A 19,723-nucleotide genomic window follows, 5' to 3' on the forward strand; every position below is an offset into this window, starting at 1 on the left:
AAATATGGGACTTTTTACCAGTATAAATATTGCTGCTACAGGAATGAGCGTTCAGCGTCTTAGAAGTGACGTTATTTCAAACAATATTGCAAATGCAACTACAACCCGTACGCAGGAAGGCGGTGCTTATCGCAAGCAGACTGTAATTGTGGAGCCGATTGCAAAGGATAATCCTGTATGGAGAAGTCCGTTTCTTAATGAAGGAATGGATAATGGTCCTGGAAAGGGTGTCCGCGTAAGCAAAATAGTTAAGGATAGTGAGAAAGGCCGTCTGGTTTTTGATCCGGGGCATCCAGATGCAATTCAGTCCGGTCCTCATAAGGGATATGTTGAGTATCCTAACGTAAACATCGTTAACGAAATGGTTAACATGATTGATGCAAACAGGGCGTATGAAGCCAACAGTTCTGTAATTCAGGGAAGTAAGGAAATGTTCAGTGCTGCCCTTGAGATTGCCTCGCGCTAAGTGATACAATCGCTTTAAGAGGGGGAAGTTATGAATATTTCATTTGACATAGATAATATGACTGCTACCAGGGTTGATCATATTGGCGGTACGTCAAAGGTTGTAAAGGATGCCGGCGTTCAGTCAGTGGGAGCAGTTCCTGAGAGAAAAGGTCTTTTTGAAACCTATCTTCTTGATGCAGTCAGCAAGATGAATGACCAGCAGGTTGAAGTATCAGCCCTTCAGAAGCAGATTGTTACAGATCCTGACAGCGTGGATATTCATGATGTAACTATTGCAATGGCAAAGGCCCAGAGTTCACTTTCCCTTGCAAAGTCGGTTATTGACCGCATTGTAACCGGATGGACGGAACTTTCTCAGAACAGATAGTATTTGTATTATTGCCGTGGTTTTCACGGCATTTTTTTTTGTAATGCATCTGATGTTTTTCAGGACGCCGGTGATGCAGGACAATAAAAGCTTTCCCTTAAGACTTTTACCCTTTTCAAATCAGCCTATACGTGATATATTTTCTATTATATAGATAGATTCGTTCTCTGGAGGGGATGATGAACGAACGCTTTAAGCAGTTTACAGCGTCTTTAAGTGATAGATGGTCTAAGTGGACTAAAGTTCAGAAAGGTATAGCCATTGGTATAGTAGTTGCAGTTCTTGCCGCTGTCGTATGGCTTTTTGTAGGTTCTTCTAGGCCTACTACAGTACGTCTTTTTAATGCTCCTGTAACAAGTGAGACTGAACGGAATGCAATTCTCATGCGTCTTTCCAAAGATAATGTTCAGGCCTATGTTTCTTCTGATAACTATATTTCTGTAGATAACGAAAAGATAGCAATGCAGTACCGCAGCATCCTTATTGCAGAAAATCTTGAGCCTAAGGGAATGAATCCTTATGACCTGTTTAACGAAACCAGCTGGTCTCGCAATGATTTTGATGACAAGGTAAAGTGGAAGCGTGCCATGGAGCAGGTTGTAGCCCAGCACCTTAAGAGTTTAAGCGGAATCCGTGATGCTAACGTAACCCTCAGTCTTCCGGAAGATACATATTTTACTGATCAGGCAAAACCTGTAACTGCCAGTGTTATTCTCTATGCAGCCGGTTATGATGATGTACTTACAAATAAAACAAGCATAAAGGGAATTGAACACCTTATAGAAAAAAGCGTTGAAGGGCTTTCAAGAGAAAATATCTCTATTGTAGACGGTGCTACAAATAAAGAAATTAATAATTTTGAAGGAATGGAAGAAACTGACCGTATTACAAATATTGACAAGCAGCAGCGTCTTATCCAGGGGCTTGAAAATGAGTACCGCGGACGCGTCCTTCAGCAGATCAAGCCTATTTTCGGAAAACGTGTTGATTATGTAAACATGAAGATAGACATGGATCTTTCCGAAAAATCATATACTGCAAAGGAATACGGTGGTGTTACCTTAAAGGAAGATAATCAGGATACTCCTTATGACGATTCTGATGTTCGCGAAAAGGTTGCAGTTTCTGAAATAAAGGTTTCTGAAAGTTTTACAGGTACCGGGCTTAATCCGGAAGGACCTTCTGGAGTTGAAGGACAGAATCCTGCGGTTTATGAAGATGCCAGTAACCTGATTGGAAAACAGGAAAAGGTTTCTACCCAGACAAACTATGTTCTCAATGAAAAGAATATAAATGCCAAAGAAAGCCCGATGATTCAGCGTCTGACGGTTTCTGTAAATATTGACGGCACATGGAAAGAAATCCGTGACAAGAGCGGTGAACTTGTTATGGAAGACGGAGCAATTCAGCGTGAATATACGGCTATTTCAGAAGAGCAGCTTAAAGAAATAACCAGACTTGTTCAGGGGGCTGTAGGTTATAATGCAAAAAAAGGGGATGTGGTAACTGTTACTAACATTCCTGTTGATCATACTGATGAATTTGAAAAGGCTGATGCAGCAGAACGTGCCCGTAAGCAGCGTAATAAGACGATTGTACTTATACTTGTTGGTGTAACGGTTGTTCTTGTTGCATTTATTCTCTTTAGAATCATTACCCGCGAAATTGAACGCCGCCGCCGTCTTCGGGAAGAAGAAGAACGCAGAAGACAGCAGGAAGAAAGAGAAAAGGCTTTGTGGGATGCAAAAGAGCAGGGTATGGAAGTTACAATGTCCGTCGAGGAACGCAAACGTGCCGAACTTCAGGAAAATGCCGTTGCTATGGCAAAAGAGCATCCTGAAGATGTTGCAATGCTTATCCGTACATGGCTCATGGAGGAATAATCAATGGCTGATGATAAAACAATAAAACCGGCTGCTTCCAGTAAGAAAAAGGGCGGTATTAAAGATTATAAAAGCTTGACCGGTCGTCAGAAGGCTGCCATATTCCTTGTTGCTTTGGGAAGTGAAGTTTCTGCAGAAGTAATGAAACATCTTCGTGATGATGAAGTTGAACAGATTACTTTTGAGATTGCCAGACTTGATACGATTGATGCAGATTTTAAGGATCAGGTTCTTGAGGAATTCCAGGAACTTATGCAGGCACAGAACTTTATCACTACCGGTGGTATTGATTTTGCCCGCGAACTTCTGGAAAAATCTCTCGGTTCTCAGAAAGCTATTGATATCATTAACAGGCTTACTTCAAGCCTTCAGGTTCGTCCGTTTGATTTTATCCGTCGTACTGACCCGGCACACCTTCTTAACTTCGTTCAGCAGGAATATCCTCAGACGATAGCACTTATTCTTGCTTATCTGGATCCGCAGAAGGCTGCAACCATTCTTCAGAACCTTCCTGCAGAAATTCAGCCGGAAGTATCAAAACGTCTTGCAACAATGGACCGTACTTCTCCTGACGTTCTCCGTGAAGTAGAACGCGTTCTTGAGAAAAAACTTTCTACATTGTCCAGTGAAGACTATACTGCCGCCGGTGGTGTTGATTCCATCGTTGAAATCCTTAACCTTGTTGACCGTTCTTCTGAAAAGGCCATTATTGAAACTCTTGAAGAAGATGATCCGGAACTTGCAGAAGAAATCAAGAAGCGCATGTTCGTATTCGAAGATATCGTTATGCTCGACGACCGTGCCATTCAGAAAGTTCTGCGTGAAGTTGACCAGCAGGAACTTGCAAAGGCCCTTAAGTCTGTTGATACGGAAGTTCAGGATAAGATTTTCCGCAACATGTCAAAGCGTGCCGCAAGTATGCTTAAAGAAGATATGGAATTCATGGGACCTGTACGCTTGAAGGACGTAGAAGAAAGCCAGCAGAAGATTGTAAGCGTTATCAGACGTCTCGAAGACAGTGGAGAAGTTGTCATCGCCCGCGGTGGAGATGATGAAATGATTGTATAGAAAACATTATGTCTGTTCGCAGTAAAGGTAAGCGTTACCGTAAATAAGACCGCGGTCGATGCTCGCCCTGCGGTGGAGATGATGAAATGATTGTATAAAAGGGATTTTTATGGCACAGAGTGTATTCAGAGCAAATCAGATAACTGCAAAAGAAGGCGAAGTAATGCTCAAACTTACAAAGGAGTTTGCCCCTCCTGTTGAAGTTGAAGAAGTTGTTGAACCTGAATACACAGGTCCTACGGCAGATGATCTTCGTCGTGAAGCAGAAGCCTTCAAGAAAAGCTGGGAAGAAGAAAAAGCCCGCATGCTTGCGGATGCACAGGCTCAGGCAGATCAGATAGTAAAAAATGCAGAGGAAGCTGCTTTTGAACAGGTAAAGAGACAGTCGGATCAGGCTGCCATTATAAGAAACTCAGCCCAGGAAGAAGTAAAGACCATTCTTGAAAAGGCAAAGGCTGAAGCCGCAGAAATTATTGCAAAGGCTCATGCTCAGGAAGCTGACATAACTTCTCAGGCAGAAAAAGCAGGTTATAACAGCGGTTCTGAGTCAGGATATACTGCCGGAAAAGCAGAGGCAGACCGTCTTGTTGCAGAAATGCATACTATAATAGATGCAGTTTTACAGCGCAGACAGGAAATTCTTGACGGAACGGAACAGCAGATTGTAGATCTTGTAATTCTTATGACCCGTAAGGTTGTAAAGATAATGAGTGACAGCCAGAAGAGCGTAATTCTTTCTAACGTAGTACAGGCTCTTAAAAAGGTTAAAGGCCGCGGAGACGTTACCCTTCGTGTTAATCTTGCAGATATTAAGCTTACTACCGAACATACTCAGGATTTTATCCGCGAAGTAGAAAATATTCAGAATATTCATATTGTGGAAGACAGCTCTGTAGAAAAGGGCGGCTGTATTGTAGAAACTGATTTCGGTGCCATTGATGCACGTATCTCAAGTCAGCTTGGAGAACTTGAAACTCAGATTCTTAATATTGCTCCAATTAAGACTGTCAGCAAGGCAGAAGTTATAAATCCGGACGCATAATTATGGAAAAATTCTTTGATAAATACACAAAGATTGTACAGCGTACGGAACCGATTAAATATACCGGAACAGTTACTTCTGTAAATTCAAGTTTCATAGAAAGTCTTGGTCCAAGTTCAGTTATTGGTGAAATCTGTACGATTGAAGTAAAAAGTAAAAATACGGAAATTCTTGCAGAAGTTATTTCTCTTGACGGTAAGACTGTCAAACTCATGCCTTTCAGTACCACAGAAGGAATTGAAGTAGGTGCTGCAGTTGTAGGAAGCGGACATCTTCTTGAAGTTCCTGTGGGAGAAGGTCTTATCGGGCGGGTTGTTGATTGTCTTGGCCGGCCTTGTGACGGTAAGGGCGATATTTCCTGCAGTGATTATTATCCGGCTGTGGCTTCAGCACCTGCGTTTCTTACCAGGAAGACTCTTGACAGCAGGGTAAGTACAGGAGTTCGTGCAATAGATGCCCTTCTTACTGTTGCAAAGGGACAGCGTCTGGGAATTTTTGCAGGTTCCGGAGTCGGTAAAAGTACTCTTATGGGAATGATTGCTCGGAATACTGATGCTGACATAAACGTAATAGCACTTATCGGAGAGCGTGGAAGAGAAGTTCCTGAGTTCATTATGAATGACCTTGGTGAAGAAGGATTAAAGCGTTCTGTAGTTGTTGCTGCAACAGGAGATCTGTCGCAGATTGCAAAGATTCGGGCTGCATATGTTGCAACTGCCATTGCCGAATATTTCAGGGATCAGGGAAAAAATGTCATGCTTATGATTGATTCCATTACCCGTTTTGCCCAGGCACAGAGGGATGTGGGTTCTTCTAACGGAGAGCCTCCTCAGCGCCGCGGATATCCGGCAAGTACTTTTAATATGATTCAGAAACTTCTTGAGCGTGCCGGAGCCAATGATAAGGGAACAATTACTGCTTTCTATACGGTTCTGGTAGAAGGCGGAGAAATGGATGAGCCTGTAAGCGACGCTGTGCGCGGTATTCTTGACGGCCATATCATTTTAAGCCGTCAGCTTCAGGAACGCCAGCATTATCCTGCAATTGATGTTCTTCCAAGTATCAGCCGTCTTGCACGTAAAGTTAATGGAAAGAATACCCTTAAGGCGGTTCAGCGTGTTAAAGCCTGGATGGCAACTTATGCCCAGCAGGAAGAAATGATAATAGCCGGTGTCTATCAGAAGGGAAATTCCCCTGAGATAGATGAAGCAATAGAGCATCATCAGGCAATTGAAGAGTTTTTATGTCAGGAAGAGTATGAAGAAAGTTCCATGGAACAGACTTTACAGAAGCTTTCTGTTTTAAGCGGAATAGAAATTCCTCCTGAAGAATACACGTCTCAGCCACAGTTTGCATGAAAAAGTTTGAATTCAGTATGGATAAAATCCTTGACCTGCGTCGTTTTGAACAGAAACAGGCTGAAGGAGAGCTGGGTAAGATTAATTCTCAGATTGCAGCTTTACAGAATCAGCTGAAAGAAATTGCAGCGTCTCATGCCCGGGTAGTTGAACAGGGGCGGGGATGTAAGGATTTTTCTTTTATCAGTCAGAGTCAGCAGTATTTTACATTACTGGATGCAAAAAAAGAAGAACTTTTCAAGCAGATAGCAGAACTTGAAATCATTGCTGATCAGAGACGTCAGGCTGTTAAGGAAGCGATGCAGAAGGTAAAGGTTCTGGAAAAACTCAGGGAAAAAAAGTTTAATCAATGGAAAGAAGATGTTCTGAAGGAAGAAGAGACTGAGGCTGAGGATATCGTTACATCAAGATTTGGTTTTAAGGAGTAAAAAAAAGGGGGCTGTCCAAAAAGTATGAGTCATTGCCGTGCTCGACACCCTGTCATTGCCACACTCGTCACCCTGTCATTGCCGCACTTGATGCGGCAATCTCATGCAGGGGGATTTTCGGGTCGGGCCCGAAAATGACACTAGGATGTAAACTTATTGGTCATCCCCGAAAATGACACTTATAAAAAGTTGTTGACAGCCCGAAAATGACACTTTTTAAACTTATTGGTCATCCCCCTGTGTTCTTTTCATTAATTTTTTAGTAATGGAAAGCGGAACCACCGATAAATTCACGGATTATTGACTGATTCGGTACTGCTGTTGCAGGAAGAGTTGAGAAGAAGTTCAGGAACTGAAGAAGCCTGCTTGCTTCAGAATACTCTTTCTGGTTTGGAGTAACACAGCGGAGCAGCGGTTCTGCGTATACCTTAAGAACGGCAAGTTCGTAATCGAGGGCCGTATTCAGCATTGCATCTGCATTGTTCTGGAACGGGAAGATATGGAGTCTTTCTCCTTTCTGAACGTTATCCCACATTCCGATTGTGTCAGCTGCACTTTTTCCGCGGAACTGAGAGTCACGGACTATTCTTCGGATAAGGCGGTTGTCACTTGTTGCAATGCGGTTGTGGTCGTCAAGATTCAGCTGTGTAAGTGCCGAAAGATAAATCTTAAACTTATATTCAGCAGGAACAAGAGGCGTAAGTTTGTCGTTAAGGCCGTGAATTCCTTCCATTACGAGGATGTCTGACGGTCCGAGATTCATAGTGTCGCCTTTAAAATAGCTGACTCCTTCATGGAAATCATAGGACGGAAGCTTGATTGTCTTTCCTTCAAAAAGATCAACAAGGTTTTCATTCAAAAGTTTTATGTTAAGTGCTTCAAGACATTCGTAATCGTAGTTACCGTTTTCATCTTTAGGCGTTTCAGCTCTGCCGACATAATAGGAGTCAAGACTGATTACTTTTGGTGTGTAGCCGAGGGCCTGCAGCTGAAGTGAAAGCTTTTTACTGGTTGTTGTTTTTCCGGAAGAAGACGGGCCTGCGATAAGAACAACACGGGCGGTCTTTTTTTCCTGAATCTGTGCTGCAATGTCAGAAATGCATTTTACCTGAAGAGTTTCCGTAATATTTATAAAATCAGTAATCTGACGGTCATGAATAAGCTGGTTAAGGGAAGCAGCTGAGGTTACGTTAAGGCGTTTGCCCCATTCCTTGTAACGCTTGTAAATCTGAAAGAGTTTAGGCTGGTCCTTAAATTCTGTAAGGGAATCAGGAGAATCATGTTTAGGGAACCTGAGAAGGAATCCTTCATGATATGGCTTTAATTCAAATACTTTGAGGCATCCTGTTGAGCTGGTAAGAGGTCCGAAGTATACATCAGAGAAATCATCCATGCGGTTGATTTTTATTTTTGCAGGACAGCGGTAGTTAAGCTGCTTGCGGGTTTCTGTAAGGTTGAGCTTTTCCAGCAGTTCACAGGCTTCTTTATATGAAATAAACTCAGTCTCGATAACCTTATCTTCACTGATGATTTTATCCATCTGAGTTTTAAGTGCGCTGATCTGATCTTCACTCAGCGGCTTACCTGTATCAAGGGTGTAATAATAACCGTAGCCCAGACTGTGACCTACAAGAAGTCTTGCAGTAGGGAACAGTTTCTGTGCAGCTGCAGCAAGTACAAAACAGAGGGAACGTCTGTAGATTGCAGAGCCTTCTTTTGTATCAAGAAATACCGGTTCAAGAGTACAACTGATGTCTACAGGTGTATCAAGAGACTGGATTTCGTTGTCAGCTTTTACAGCTATTATTTTTCTGCCGTTACCTCCGAGCCGCTCTAAAATAGTAACGGGACGGATTTCATTTTCAACTTCAATTGAGGAATTATCTGTAAATTTAATAGTTATCTTCTTCATACTTGAAATTATAATCTAGGAATTGTGAGATTTCAAATTTAAGTATGAAGAGTAAGTAAATTAAAGTTTTTTCAGAACAATTATCGTAAGGTCGTCCGTTAAAGGAACATCTTTTGTGTGCTGGTTAAAAAGTTCCAGTAGGGATTCAAGCTGTTCTGCGGCACTTCCTGATCTGCATTTTGCAAAAATATTTTTTACTCCTTCAGCTCCCAGTTCTTCCCCCTGTGCGTTACGGGATTCATACAGACAGTCTGTATAGAGAAGAAGACTGTCTCCTGATTTTACATCAAAGGTAATACCGGAAAAGTCTGTCGGAAGATACGGTATGCCTATAAGGGATCCGCTGCTCTGTTTTTTTGTCTGTGCCGGTACTACTTTTCCTGAGATTCCGGATTTACACAGAAGGGCAGGATGCCCGCCGTTTACATATTCAACTTTACTGCCGTTGATCCGTAAAAGAATTCCTGTAAGGTAATTTTCTATCTGTCCTTTATCGTTTCCGATTTTTGTACTTATCCGTTCCATTACGGAAGTAAGGCTGTCATTCTGTCCGTTTTCAAATTCATTCATAATTATGTTTTTTGAAAGCATTGTTACCAGTCCTGAAGAAATTCCGTGTCCTGAAACGTCAAAGAGACAGCAGCCTTTAAATGTTCTGTCTTTGTGGAAGAAATCGTAAAGATCTCCGGAAACACCGGCCATCGGTCTGAAAGTATAGGCGATTTCCCAGCCGTCAACGGAAGGGGCTTTCTGTGCATAGAAGTTACGCTGAACGCTTATGGCCAGATTCATGTCCTGCTGAGCCCTCTGGTTTATCTGTTCCAGTTCTGCATTTGCTTTTTCAAGATTCTCATTGGACAGAGAAAGTTCCTTTGTTCTGGATTCGACTTTTCTTTCGAGATTTATGTTAAGGTCTTCTGCCTCATTTCTTGCTTTTACGAATCTGCGGGCAAGAATTACAAGAAAGCTCATTATTACGACCATCCAGGAGTAGGTACTTAAGAATGGAAGATCTGCATAGCCTAAGAGGGTGTGCGGTATCATGTCGATTGTCAGACATATGATAAATGGAATGAATCCTATTGTCAGGGAAACAGCTCCGTCTCTTTTTATTACGATTGACCGTATTATTGTAAAAAGGAGGTATGCAATAAAAGGAATCATGAGAATATGAAGAATATTCTGTATATTACGCAGGTCAGTGTAATCTTTCTGAGAGAAAATCAGTACTGCAGGAATTATTATGAGGACATACCTTATTATTTTAAGTATTTTACGTTCTTTTCTGTGAACGTAGGCATTTACGAATTCAATTAAAATGGATGCAAGAATGAACACCATGAAACCGGACATTACTTTCTGAAAACTTATGAAGGTAAACGGCAGAAATGACAGTTCGAAGAGGTCCTGAAGGTACCAGACAGAAAGATAGGCTGCGGCTACAAGGTTAAGGATGGAAAAGTAAAGGTATTCTCTGTCGATGTGCCGGAAAAAGTAAAATATAATTGAGTAAATCCCTATTACAATCATGCAGAGGGCACACATGAGTGTAAGGGTGGAATTAAAAAACTGTTCTGTTTTAGCGGCGCTACGGGCATCTTCAGTAGTTCCGATAAAAATTGATTTAGAAATGGAGCCTTCTCCGTGCGTCCATATTTTAAGTATGAGCTCGTTATTACTGTATTCCTTCAGTGAGGCGGAAGGAATGTGGTAGCACCGGGTTTCGTTCCATGCGCTGAATTCATTTTCTGGCGGCATGACCCCTGCATTACCGATTTGAATTCCGTTTATATAGGCGACGTCTGCCATACAGATTCTGCCTGCATATAGGGAAATATCTTTATTTTTAAGCTCCTTTGGAACCATGAAGTTGTATTTTAGCCATATAAAACCGCTTTTAGCGTCAATAAGCCTGTAAAGGGAAGAAAAATCCTCTTCCGGCAGATTCTGAAAGCCTGAGGCCAGGGCAATGTTTTCGTCCTGCTCTGTTGAATAAAGCCAGCTGTCTGCAGGGTAAAGCCTGAAAGATTCTCCGCTGCTGCATCCCGAAAAAAATAAGCCTGCGGAAATAATGAGAATTGATAAAAATGAGAGTTTAGATTTCATCCGTTTCTCCTGAAAAACTTTATGTAATACTTACTTTAGGAAACTAAAATTTAAATTTCGGTTTCCTAAGGAAAGGATTTTCAGTATAACACGGGTTTTTTACGGGGACAAGAAAAATTATTTAAAATAAAAAAGGGACTGCCCTGTTGTTTTATGGACAGTCCCTTTCAGTATCAGACTTTCATCTGATACTTGTATAAGCGCTTCTTATTACAGAGATGCGTGGCAGGTACGAGCAATAACGTCATCCTGCTGTTCTTTTGTAAGGTTGATGAAGCGAACTGCATAACCAGATACGCGAACTGTGAAGTTTGCATATTCAGGCTTGTCAGGATGAGCCTGGCAGTCCTTAAGCTTTTCAACTCCGAATACGTTAACGTTAAGGTGGTGTGCACCAGCGTGTCCAGATTCTGGACCTACGTCAAAGTATCCGTCAAGAACATTTACAAGGTTATCAATCTGTTCGTTCTTGTCATGTCCGAGAGCGCTTGGGTTGATTGTCTGAGTATTAGAAATACCGTCCAGAGCGTAGTGATATGGAAGCTTAGCAACAGAGTTGAGGGACTTGATGAGACCCTTTGTTTCTGCACCGTAAGATGGGTTAGCACCTGGTGAGAAAGGAGCTCCTGCAGGGCGTCCGTTAGGAAGTGCACCTGTAGCTTTTCCGTATACAACATTTGAAGTAATTGTAAGGATAGAAGTAGAAGGTTCTGCGTTGCGGTATGTAGGGTGCTTGCGGATCATTCCCATGAATGTCTTGAGAAGCCATACTGCAATGTCGTCAGCGCGGTCATCATCCTGTCCGTAGCGTGGGAAGTCACCTTCTACAGTGAAGTCCTTAACCAGTGTAACAGTATCGATAACGTTTCCGGCCTTGTCTTTTACTTCAACCTTTTCGCGGTTAACATGTACTTTTGCATATTTCATTGCAGAAAGTGAGTCTACAACGTGTGAGAATCCTGCGATACCTGTAGCAAATGTGCGTTTGATGTCAGTATCTTCAAGAGCAAGTTCTGCTGCTTCGTAGTAGTACTTGTCATGCATATAGTGAATTGCATTAAGAACATTTACGTATACATCAGCAAGCCATTCAAGCATCTGAACGTATTTCTTTTCTACTTCCTTGTAGTTAGAAGCATCGATTACGTCAGCTGTGATTGGTTCATAGTTAGGTCCAATCTGCATACCTCTCTTAAGGCATTCATCTTTACCACCGTTGAAAGCGTAAAGGAGAGCTTTTGCAAGGTTTGCACGTGCACCGAAGAACTGCATTTCCTTACCAGTCTGTGTAGCTGATACACAGCAGCAGATTGAGTAATCATCTCCCCATACAGGGCGCATTACGTCATCATTTTCGTACTGGATAGAAGATGTATCGATAGAAATCTTTGCACAGTAGCGGCGGAAGTTTTCCGGAAGGCGCTTAGCGTAAAGAACTGTCATGTTAGGTTCTGGTGAAGGACCCATGTTTTCGAGAGTGTGGAGGAAGCGGTAGTCGTTCTTTGTTACCATTGAACGTCCGTCCTGTCCGAGACCACCAACTTCAAGAGTAGCCCAGATAGGGTCTCCTGAGAAGAGCTGGTTGTAAGATTCAATGCGGGCAAAGCGAACCATGCGGCACTTCATTACGAAGTGGTCTACAAGTTCCTGTGCTTCTGCTTCTGTAAGGATTCCTGCCTTGATATCACGTTCGATGTAGATGTCAAGGAATGTAGATACGCGGCCTACAGACATAGCTGCACCGTTCTGTGTCTTGATTGCTGCAAGGTATCCGAAGTAAAGCCACTGGAATGCTTCACGAGCGTTCTTAGCAGGCTGAGAAATGTCAAATCCGTAGAGGGCTGCCATTTCTTTCATTCCCTTAAGAGCGTTGATCTGATCAGTAACTTCTTCACGAAGACGGATAACTTCTTCAGTCATTGTTCCGTCACCGATGTTTGCAAAGTCAGCCTGCTTGTACTTGATGAGCTGGTCGATACCGTAAAGTGCTACACGGCGGTAGTCACCAACGATACGTCCGCGTCCGTATGTATCAGGCAAACCTGTAAGAATGTGTGCAGAACGTACTGCTCTGTGTTCAGGTGTGTAAACATCGAATACACCCTGGTTGTGTGTTTTGTGGTATACAGTAAAGATCTTTTTAAGTTCCGGATCTACATCATAACCGTACATTTCGCATGACTGAACAGCCATGTTGATACCACCATAAGGCATGAAAGCTCTCTTAAGAGGCTTATCTGTCTGAAGACCTACAACTTTTTCAAGTTCTTTTCCTTCCGGACAGATGTATCCTGCTGGGTGAGAGGTAAGACCTGTAACAATGCTTGTGTCCATGTCAAGAACGCCTGTGCGTACTTTTCCGTCTTTACCTACACACTTCTTGTTGTGTTCTTCCTTCTGCAATTTCTGAAGCTCGTCGAAAAGTTTCTTTGTTGCATCTGTAGGGCCTGCGAGGAAGTCCTCATTTCCATCGTAAGGCTTGTAGTTGTTCTGAATGAAGTCACGTACGTTAACTTCTTCCTTCCATAAACGGCCTGCAAATCCGTTCCATTCGTCTCTTTCGATCATAATAAAACCTCTTTATGACTGTTAGATTTTGTACCCGGTACGCGCAGTTTCTCGCTTCTCAGCATTCTACGATGATGAGTCTCACGGACATACAGTGTCCTGTACAAGTTTAACAATAATAATTGACCTGCTTTAAATATATCGCAAGCAATATATTTATTCAACGGCATTGAGGGGAAAGTGCAGGTGTTCACCTTCGGTGAGCGGATTATTGTCACTGACATTAAGAAAATTTTATGCTAAAATCTGAAAATGCTTAATATAAATAATAATACTTCAAACATAAAGACAGAGATTCTTGTACGCATTGCCCGGCTTCAGCTGGAGGGAAGGCTGGAAGAAGGAGTTCATTACATTCCTAAAGAAATGGCTCCTAAAGACAGTAAGCCTATGCGGTGCTGCATTTATCATGACCGTGAACTTTTGAGAATGAGGGTTCTTGCCCGCATGGGACATTCGGTAGAAAACATAGATGAAGATGTTCCTCTGGCCGGATATGCAAAAAAAGCCCTTGAGAGAGAAAAGCCAACCTGGCCTATGCTCACGGTATTAAGGGATGCCTGTAATTCCTGTGTAAGAACACATTATATGGTAACAAATGCCTGCCAGGGCTGTTATGCAAGACCCTGTATGATGAACTGTCCCCGAAAAGCAATTCATATAGAACATCATGCTCATATTGATTCAACTAAATGTGTAAACTGCGGACTCTGCATGAATAACTGTCCGTACCATGCAATAATCAAGATACCTGTTCCATGTGAGGAAGCCTGTCCTGTAGGTGCTATTTCCAAAGATGAAAACGGATACGAAAAAATAGATTACGAAAAGTGCATTTTCTGCGGTAACTGCATGCGGGAATGTCCTTTCGGCGCCATGATGGATAAAAGCCAGCTGGTAGATGTTATTGCCCGCATAATGGAAAAGGATCCTCAGAAAAAAAGACGTATCGTAGCCCTTTATGCACCAAGTATAGCAAGTCAGTTTAAGGCTGTTCCCGGTCAGCTGGAGACTGCCCTTAAGACTCTTGGTTTTGATGATGTTATTGAAGTTGCGGTCGGGGCAGATATATGTGCTTCCAAAGAAGCAAAAGAATTTGAAGAGCGTATGGCCCGCGGAGACAGAATGATGACAACATCCTGCTGTTCTGCCTATGTCCGTGCCGTTCAGATTCATGTACCGGCTTTAAGGGAATGTGTTTCAGAAACACGGAGTCCCATGCATTATACGGCTCAGATTGCAAAAGAAGACGATCCTGACTGCATTACGGTTTTTATAGGTCCGTGTCTTGCAAAGCGTCGTGAAGGTTTTGATGATGAACTTGTAGATTATGTGTTATCTATTGAAGAAATAAATGCATTTTTAATCGCAAAGGGAATTGAAGTTGCTGCTATGGAATCCGGAGAAGAAAAACAGGTTCCTTCTGCCAGCGGAAGAAACTTTGCAAAGAGCGGCGGGGTTCTTGAAGCGGTAAAAATCCGTCTTACGGATCAGACTATTCTTCGTCCTGCAAAAATCAATGGTCTTAATAAAGCCGGAATGAAAACCCTCAATATGTATGGAATGATTAACAGCGGAAAACTTGCTGCTCCTGAGAACAGTCCTAACCTTATAGAAGTAATGGCCTGTGAAGGAGGCTGCATTGCCGGTCCGTGTGCAATTGTTGACGTAAAGAAGGCAGAACTTCAGCTGGATAAATATGTAAAGTCCGGGTCATGATTTTGTATGTTTAACCTTTATAAAAAGAATATATTTTGTTTTTTGTTTACGGCGGCTTTTTTTACTTTAAGCGGAGAAAGTATAAATCTTGAAGTTATCTCTTCTGATTCTCAGCATAAAACTCCTGTTGTGGTAAAAGCAGAATGGAATGAAAAATGGTTTGAGCCGGGAAAAAATTATGAATACAATCATAATCTGGCCCGCATTGCATCAATACTTGCCCAGTGTGCTTATGATGACTGCAGTGACAACAAAAATAATTCCCTTGCATGTATTTATGCTTCGCTGGGAGTTCAGCCGGAAAAAATGGAATTTAATTATGACATTGATTACAGTCTGCCTGTTGTTGGAAACAATCAGTGTGCCTTCAGTTTTGCTTCCTGTAAGTTAAAGAGCCTGCCTTCTTGTCCGGAACTGGTTTTTGTAACTGTAAGGGGAACTCCTGCCAATGCAAATGAATGGATTTCCAATCTTAATGTAAATGATACCGGTCGTTCTGAAGGTGCCGTTCATGAGGGATTTTTTCATGCAACTACTCAGGTTCACAGTGCTCTTGTTTATTATTTGTTAAGAAACAGAATCTCACCTGAAAACTGTATTTTTTTGATTACAGGTCATAGCCGTGGAGCTGCAATTGCAAATCTTTTAGGTGCAAGGCTTGTTGATGAAGGCTGGTTTGCAGCGGAAAGAATTTTCGACTACACCTTTGCTGCTCCAAATGTTTCCAGCGAGGAAAAAACTTCTGACGAAAAATACAATTTTATTTTTAACATAGTAAATGCAGAAGATGTAGTTCCACAGGTTCCGCCGAGAAGGGATATGTGGAAGTATAAAAAATTCGGTGTAACAAAGGTTCTTTCAAGTTACTGGTCCTGTGATGAGCAGACTTATGAAAATAAAATCTATGCCGGTGTTAATTCACTTTTTTATAAGTTTATGAAGAGGGATTATTATCCTTTCAGGCTTGGGAGTTTTATTCCTTCCGTTGTTACCAGAGTTTTAACCGGCATGTATTCGGAAGTAGGTTCTTATTATGGAAGCAAGCTTGGTTTAAGGTCTAGGGCTGAAAAGCTTTTCTGGAATGCCTTTCCACCGATTTCTTCCAACGATGATTTTGATGATGGAAATAATTATTCATCAGATTCTGAAAAGAAAAAAAACGGGAAAAAAGAAAAGGATTCCTTTGCTGCCAGACTTTCAAAAAAATTAAACGAACAGACGAATGGTTTTTTATCGTATTCGGGAGTTGCTTTTGGTGACATGCATATCTGCACGACATATATGTGTTTTCTTCTTGCCCTTGATGAAGAGACAGCTTTTGCCCCGGATACCTGCGGTATGGTAGAAGTAATTATTGACGGAGCTTTTGAGTGTTCCGTGTTTGATGAAAATGGAAAAGTTGTTGCCAGGGTTCTGGATGGTCTTCTTGATTTAAAAAGCGTGTCTTCTCCTGTGGGGGCAATGCAGCTTTTAGGTCATGTTGTTATAGGTTTTCCTTCAAACAGAAATTTTAAGGTTGCAGTTTACAGGGATTCTTTGATTCCAAGTCCGGTATCTTTCTCTGTAGAAAAATATAGTCCTGATGGTTATCTCGAGTTTTCCTCTGAAAAAAAATATGTTTTTCCTTTTAAGAGCCGGGTCTGTGTTTTTGATGCAGGCAGGGATTTGTATGAAAACGGTTTTTCAGAAAGCAGGGCCGTATATTTTAGTGATGCTTCAAGATTGATTGATGAAGGCGGAATAAAGCAGCGTGCTGTTTTTCGCGTGCAGCCGGAAGTATCTGCCGGAAGTCTTCATGGAATTGTAACGGGCGTACATTTTGGAAGCAGGCTTTTTTATATGAGTACCCTTGCAGGTTTTACTTTGATGAGTGATGAAAATAGCGTGGATTTGTATGCAGGTTTTGGTCATGAGCAGACTCTTATAAACAGGTTTCTGATTAATTTTGAATTATATGGAAGAAACATTATCATTCCGGGGCAATTAGATGAGAATCAGAAAAGGTATGAATTTGTTCCTTCCCTGCGGCTTTCTCTTTCGTTAAAACCTTTGCGCCGGACATCTGTATTTTTTGCAGTATCAGCAGATTTTTTTTATGATGAAGATTCTGTTGATCCGGTGTATTCATTTTCCGGCGGAATAAAATTTTAAAAATTGTGGGGCTGTCCAATAAGTATGAGTCATTGCCGTGCTCGACAGTTTGTCATTGCCGCACTTGATGCGGCAATCTCTTGTATTGAAGGGGTAGTACAAACCCTCAAAACGGCGAAGTCAAGGCTTTAAGCGTTAGCGTGCCTTGACTCGACGTATTGTAATTAAATAGATTTTCGGGTCAAACCCGAAAATGACACTTTTTGAACTTATTGTTCATTCCCTAATTCTTTTCAAAATTGTGGTGATTTTGAAACTTCAGTTCAAATATATATATAGGGAACCTCTAAAAATTGCAATTTTTAGAGGTAACTCTGAAAGTGCGACGTTTTAATTTCTGCTATTATCAGAAATTAAAACTCGTCGGAAACTTCGGAAAATCTCCGAAGGCGAGTTTTTCGAAGTTCCCTATATATAGGATTTGTGATGTATATTTTGTGCTGAAGGTATTCAAACAAACTGAACATCGCAGTCTTAAAAAATTCATTTTAAAAACAGGAGCTGCAATGGGACAGTTTTCAAAACCATGGAAAGATCTGACATTTAAGGACAACTTCATTTTCTGCAAGGTCATGAAAAATGAAGAAATCTGTAAGAGGATGCTGGAAATCCTTCTGGGCATTGAAATAAAAAAAATCTGCTACATTGAAACAGAAAAAACGCTGGAAAACTATTATGACTCAAGGGGCATCAGGCTGGATGTTTATGTAAAGGACTGTAACCGGGTGTTTGATATTGAAATCCAGACCGGCAATTATTCTGACCTGCTTTTAAGGTCAAGGTATTATCAGAGTGCCTCTGACGTAGAAAATGTTAAGCGCCGTACTAAATTCAGGAACATAAAGGAAACATACATCGTATTCATCTGTGAAGATGATCCTTTCGGAATGGGACTTCCGGTTTACACTAAGAAAAACAGTTTTGCAGAAACAGACGCTCTGACTTATGATGACAAAAGCCATGCTGTGTTTTATAATTCAAGTGCATGGAGTAAAGTTCAGGATGAAGAAGTAAGGGACGTACTCAGGTTCATCCATGAATCTAAGACAACATCTGCCTTTTCAAGGCTTCTTGAAGAAAACACCGTCCGTGCAAAATCCAGACCTGAAATGGAGGATGAATACATGTATTTTATGGATGTACTTGAAGAAGAAAAAGAAGAAGCCAGAGAAGCTGGACTTTCTGAGGGCATAGCTAAAGGCGAACATAAAAAAGCCCTTGAAACTGCAAAAGAACTTATAAAAGAGGGAATATCACTTCAGACGATTGTAAAATGTACGGGACTTCCGGAAAACGAAATAAAGAATTTATATGATTAATTGCTGCAGATTATGCGGCAGTATGTCAGTGTAAATGAGAGTACTTATAAAAAAAGCTGCCCGGTAAAGGAATAATGTTTCGTTACCGGACAGCTTTTTCTATCAGCAAATTATGCTAATCTTAGAAGCTATATTTAACTCCAAGACCAACAACGTGTGTTGTTTCTTCATCCTGCTTCTGGAATGTGTAGAATGCCTGAACGGAAGCATTGTCAGCAACAGCGATTGTTGCTTCTGGTGTAAAGCTGATGATGTCTTCAACATCTGCACCCTTATCTTTAGCACCTGTAACGAATCCTACGTCAAGACCAACAGAAAGTCCTTCAAGAACATCTCCAAGACCTAATTCTACATATGGATAGAAAGCCAGGTAACCGTTATCTTCTGTAAGATCCTGATATGCTACGATACCGAACTTAACCGGGTCAATGTTGTAAGAAACAGTTTCTGTAAGAACTGTTGATGCAACAGCTTCAGCTTTCTTGTTTACTACACCTGCAATGTCCTTGTCTACGTAGTTAGCTTCTACATAAAGTTCAAGGTTTTCTACAGAGTAGAGAGAGAATCCTGCATAGAGGCTGCCGTTGAATGCATATCCGGCCTGAACTGCAAATGTGTCGTTTCCATATTTTGCAGCTACGCTGAGAGCGTCAAGAGTTGCATGTTTGTCTGTAGGAAGGTTGTTTGTAGAGATGTTTGCTTCTATAACAAGTCCGTCAACAGGGTATACAGAGAAGCGTGCTCCATAGAGTCCGCCAAAGTCATAACCTGCATCTCCTTCTGTTCCTGCTTCTCCACCGTTGTTTTTTCCGGCAGAAACTTTGAGGAGGTTGTCAAAAAGATTTACGTATGCAAAAGCGTAATCGATGTTTCCTGAAACGAACCACACTCCATCGTTAACGCTAAGTGTGTTGTTGTTTGTATAGCGGATTGATGCTCCTGCTTTTTCTTCTGTCCAGTCAAGGGCAATGCGTGTTCTGTCTGGACCAAGGCCAAGATTGTAACCGCCGCCGTTTACTGCTGTTGTCAGTTCGCTTACAGGATCTGCATCAGAACCATCATCAACGATTGTTGATTCAACACCACTTCTGATGTAACCGCTAGCCTTGAACTCTGCAAATGCAGATGTTCCCAAAAGAGCTACAGCTGCTGCTGCCGTAAGAACTTTTAATGCTTTCATTAAAGACTCCTCGTTCTTTTTTTGTTAAGAACTTTTTTTATAAGATAATATTAAGATAACAACCTTTTAATATCCTGTCAATAAAATAATTTACCTATAGGAATAATAGGGATTATCATTTTTAATGACTGATTTTCTCTGTTTTAGTTTTTTT

At 41.5% G+C, this 19,723-nt stretch carries 14 protein-coding genes; 10 read left to right on the forward strand and 4 right to left on the reverse strand.

Annotation, left to right across the window (positions count from 1 at the left end):
- The first annotated feature begins 4 nt into the window (after positions 1-4).
- The 7 genes from flgC to fliJ all read left to right on the forward strand — a co-directional run bounded on the left by flgC (position 5) and on the right by fliJ (position 6,614).
- The gene (gene flgC / locus HNP77_RS00130) at positions 5-466 is read left to right on the forward strand and encodes a flagellar basal body rod protein FlgC (protein WP_184651132.1); all 462 of its coding nucleotides are present in this window, start codon (positions 5-7) and stop codon (positions 464-466) included.
- Positions 467-496: 30 nt separating this feature from the next.
- Positions 497-835 (forward strand): flagellar hook-basal body complex protein FliE, encoded by a 339-nt coding sequence (fliE, locus tag HNP77_RS00135; protein WP_184651133.1) that lies wholly within the window; start codon positions 497-499, stop codon positions 833-835.
- A gap of 179 nt (positions 836-1,014) precedes the next feature.
- Complete coding sequence (gene fliF, locus HNP77_RS00140) at positions 1,015-2,718, forward strand: flagellar basal-body MS-ring/collar protein FliF (protein ID WP_184651134.1); 1,704 nt, start codon at positions 1,015-1,017, stop codon at positions 2,716-2,718.
- Between the two features lie 3 nt (positions 2,719-2,721).
- Positions 2,722-3,786, forward strand: a complete 1,065-nt coding sequence (fliG, locus tag HNP77_RS00145; RefSeq protein WP_184651135.1) for a flagellar motor switch protein FliG — start codon at positions 2,722-2,724, stop codon at positions 3,784-3,786.
- A gap of 109 nt (positions 3,787-3,895) precedes the next feature.
- Positions 3,896-4,828, forward strand: a complete 933-nt coding sequence (gene fliH, locus HNP77_RS00150; protein WP_184651136.1) for a flagellar assembly protein FliH — start codon at positions 3,896-3,898, stop codon at positions 4,826-4,828.
- 2 nt (positions 4,829-4,830) lie between these two features.
- Positions 4,831-6,186: a FliI/YscN family ATPase gene (locus tag HNP77_RS00155; RefSeq protein ID WP_184651137.1), complete on the forward strand. Its 1,356-nt coding sequence runs from the start codon at positions 4,831-4,833 to the stop codon at positions 6,184-6,186.
- Complete coding sequence (fliJ, locus tag HNP77_RS00160) at positions 6,183-6,614, forward strand: flagellar export protein FliJ (RefSeq protein WP_184651138.1); 432 nt, start codon at positions 6,183-6,185, stop codon at positions 6,612-6,614. The genes HNP77_RS00155 and fliJ overlap by 4 nt, the downstream gene beginning before the upstream one ends.
- 259 nt (positions 6,615-6,873) lie before the next feature.
- On the opposite strand, the gene HNP77_RS00165 is transcribed toward fliJ, so the two are convergent.
- From HNP77_RS00165 to pflB, 3 genes are all read right to left on the reverse strand, one after another.
- Positions 6,874-8,526 carry a nucleoside kinase gene (locus HNP77_RS00165; RefSeq protein ID WP_184651139.1) on the reverse strand — a complete coding sequence of 551 codons (1,653 nt, stop codon included), beginning with the start codon at positions 8,524-8,526 and terminating at the stop codon, positions 6,874-6,876.
- A gap of 60 nt (positions 8,527-8,586) precedes the next feature.
- Positions 8,587-10,632: a PP2C family protein-serine/threonine phosphatase gene (locus tag HNP77_RS00170; RefSeq protein ID WP_184651140.1), complete on the reverse strand. Its 2,046-nt coding sequence runs from the start codon at positions 10,630-10,632 to the stop codon at positions 8,587-8,589.
- A gap of 210 nt (positions 10,633-10,842) precedes the next feature.
- Positions 10,843-13,200 carry a formate C-acetyltransferase gene (gene pflB / locus HNP77_RS00175; protein ID WP_184651141.1) on the reverse strand — a complete coding sequence of 786 codons (2,358 nt, stop codon included), beginning with the start codon at positions 13,198-13,200 and terminating at the stop codon, positions 10,843-10,845.
- A 252-nt stretch (positions 13,201-13,452) separates the two neighbouring features.
- On the opposite strand from pflB, the gene HNP77_RS00180 reads away from it, so the two are divergent.
- The 3 genes from HNP77_RS00180 (at position 13,453) to HNP77_RS00190 (ending at position 18,389) form a co-directional block, all read left to right on the forward strand.
- Positions 13,453-14,919, forward strand: coding sequence for a monomeric [FeFe] hydrogenase (locus HNP77_RS00180; protein ID WP_184651142.1), 1,467 nt, complete (start codon positions 13,453-13,455; stop codon positions 14,917-14,919).
- A 42-nt stretch (positions 14,920-14,961) separates the two neighbouring features.
- Entirely contained in the window at positions 14,962-17,070 is a 2,109-nt protein-coding gene (locus HNP77_RS00185) for a lipase family protein (RefSeq protein ID WP_184651143.1), read from the forward strand.
- A gap of 506 nt (positions 17,071-17,576) precedes the next feature.
- A complete protein-coding gene (locus HNP77_RS00190) occupies positions 17,577-18,389 on the forward strand; it encodes an Rpn family recombination-promoting nuclease/putative transposase (RefSeq protein WP_184651144.1) in 813 nt (270 codons plus the stop codon).
- Between the two features lie 121 nt (positions 18,390-18,510).
- On the opposite strand, the gene HNP77_RS00195 is transcribed toward HNP77_RS00190, so the two are convergent.
- Complete coding sequence (locus HNP77_RS00195; RefSeq protein WP_184651145.1) at positions 18,511-19,569, reverse strand: hypothetical protein; 1,059 nt, start codon at positions 19,567-19,569, stop codon at positions 18,511-18,513.
- Positions 19,570-19,723: the final 154 nt, after the last annotated feature.

The organism is Treponema rectale, from assembly GCF_014202035.1.
Classification (GTDB): domain Bacteria; phylum Spirochaetota; class Spirochaetia; order Treponematales; family Treponemataceae; genus Treponema_D; species Treponema_D rectale.

What these genes read in the sequence shown, in the direction of transcription:
- flgC (WP_184651132.1), top strand. Translation starts at nt 5, where the DNA reads ATGGGACTTTTTACCAGTATAAATATTGCTGCTACAGGAATGAGCGTT.
- fliE (WP_184651133.1), top strand. Translation starts at nt 497, where the DNA reads ATGAATATTTCATTTGACATAGATAATATGACTGCTACCAGGGTTGAT.
- fliF (WP_184651134.1), top strand. Translation starts at nt 1,015, where the DNA reads ATGAACGAACGCTTTAAGCAGTTTACAGCGTCTTTAAGTGATAGATGG.
- fliG (WP_184651135.1), top strand. Translation starts at nt 2,722, where the DNA reads ATGGCTGATGATAAAACAATAAAACCGGCTGCTTCCAGTAAGAAAAAG.
- fliH (WP_184651136.1), top strand. Translation starts at nt 3,896, where the DNA reads ATGGCACAGAGTGTATTCAGAGCAAATCAGATAACTGCAAAAGAAGGC.
- HNP77_RS00155 (WP_184651137.1), top strand. Translation starts at nt 4,831, where the DNA reads ATGGAAAAATTCTTTGATAAATACACAAAGATTGTACAGCGTACGGAA.
- fliJ (WP_184651138.1), top strand. Translation starts at nt 6,183, where the DNA reads ATGAAAAAGTTTGAATTCAGTATGGATAAAATCCTTGACCTGCGTCGT.
- HNP77_RS00165 (WP_184651139.1), bottom strand. Translation starts at nt 8,526, where the DNA reads ATGAAGAAGATAACTATTAAATTTACAGATAATTCCTCAATTGAAGTT.
- HNP77_RS00170 (WP_184651140.1), bottom strand. Translation starts at nt 10,632, where the DNA reads ATGAAATCTAAACTCTCATTTTTATCAATTCTCATTATTTCCGCAGGC.
- pflB (WP_184651141.1), bottom strand. Translation starts at nt 13,200, where the DNA reads ATGATCGAAAGAGACGAATGGAACGGATTTGCAGGCCGTTTATGGAAG.
- HNP77_RS00180 (WP_184651142.1), top strand. Translation starts at nt 13,453, where the DNA reads ATGCTTAATATAAATAATAATACTTCAAACATAAAGACAGAGATTCTT.
- HNP77_RS00190 (WP_184651144.1), top strand. Translation starts at nt 17,577, where the DNA reads ATGGGACAGTTTTCAAAACCATGGAAAGATCTGACATTTAAGGACAAC.
- HNP77_RS00195 (WP_184651145.1), bottom strand. Translation starts at nt 19,569, where the DNA reads ATGAAAGCATTAAAAGTTCTTACGGCAGCAGCAGCTGTAGCTCTTTTG.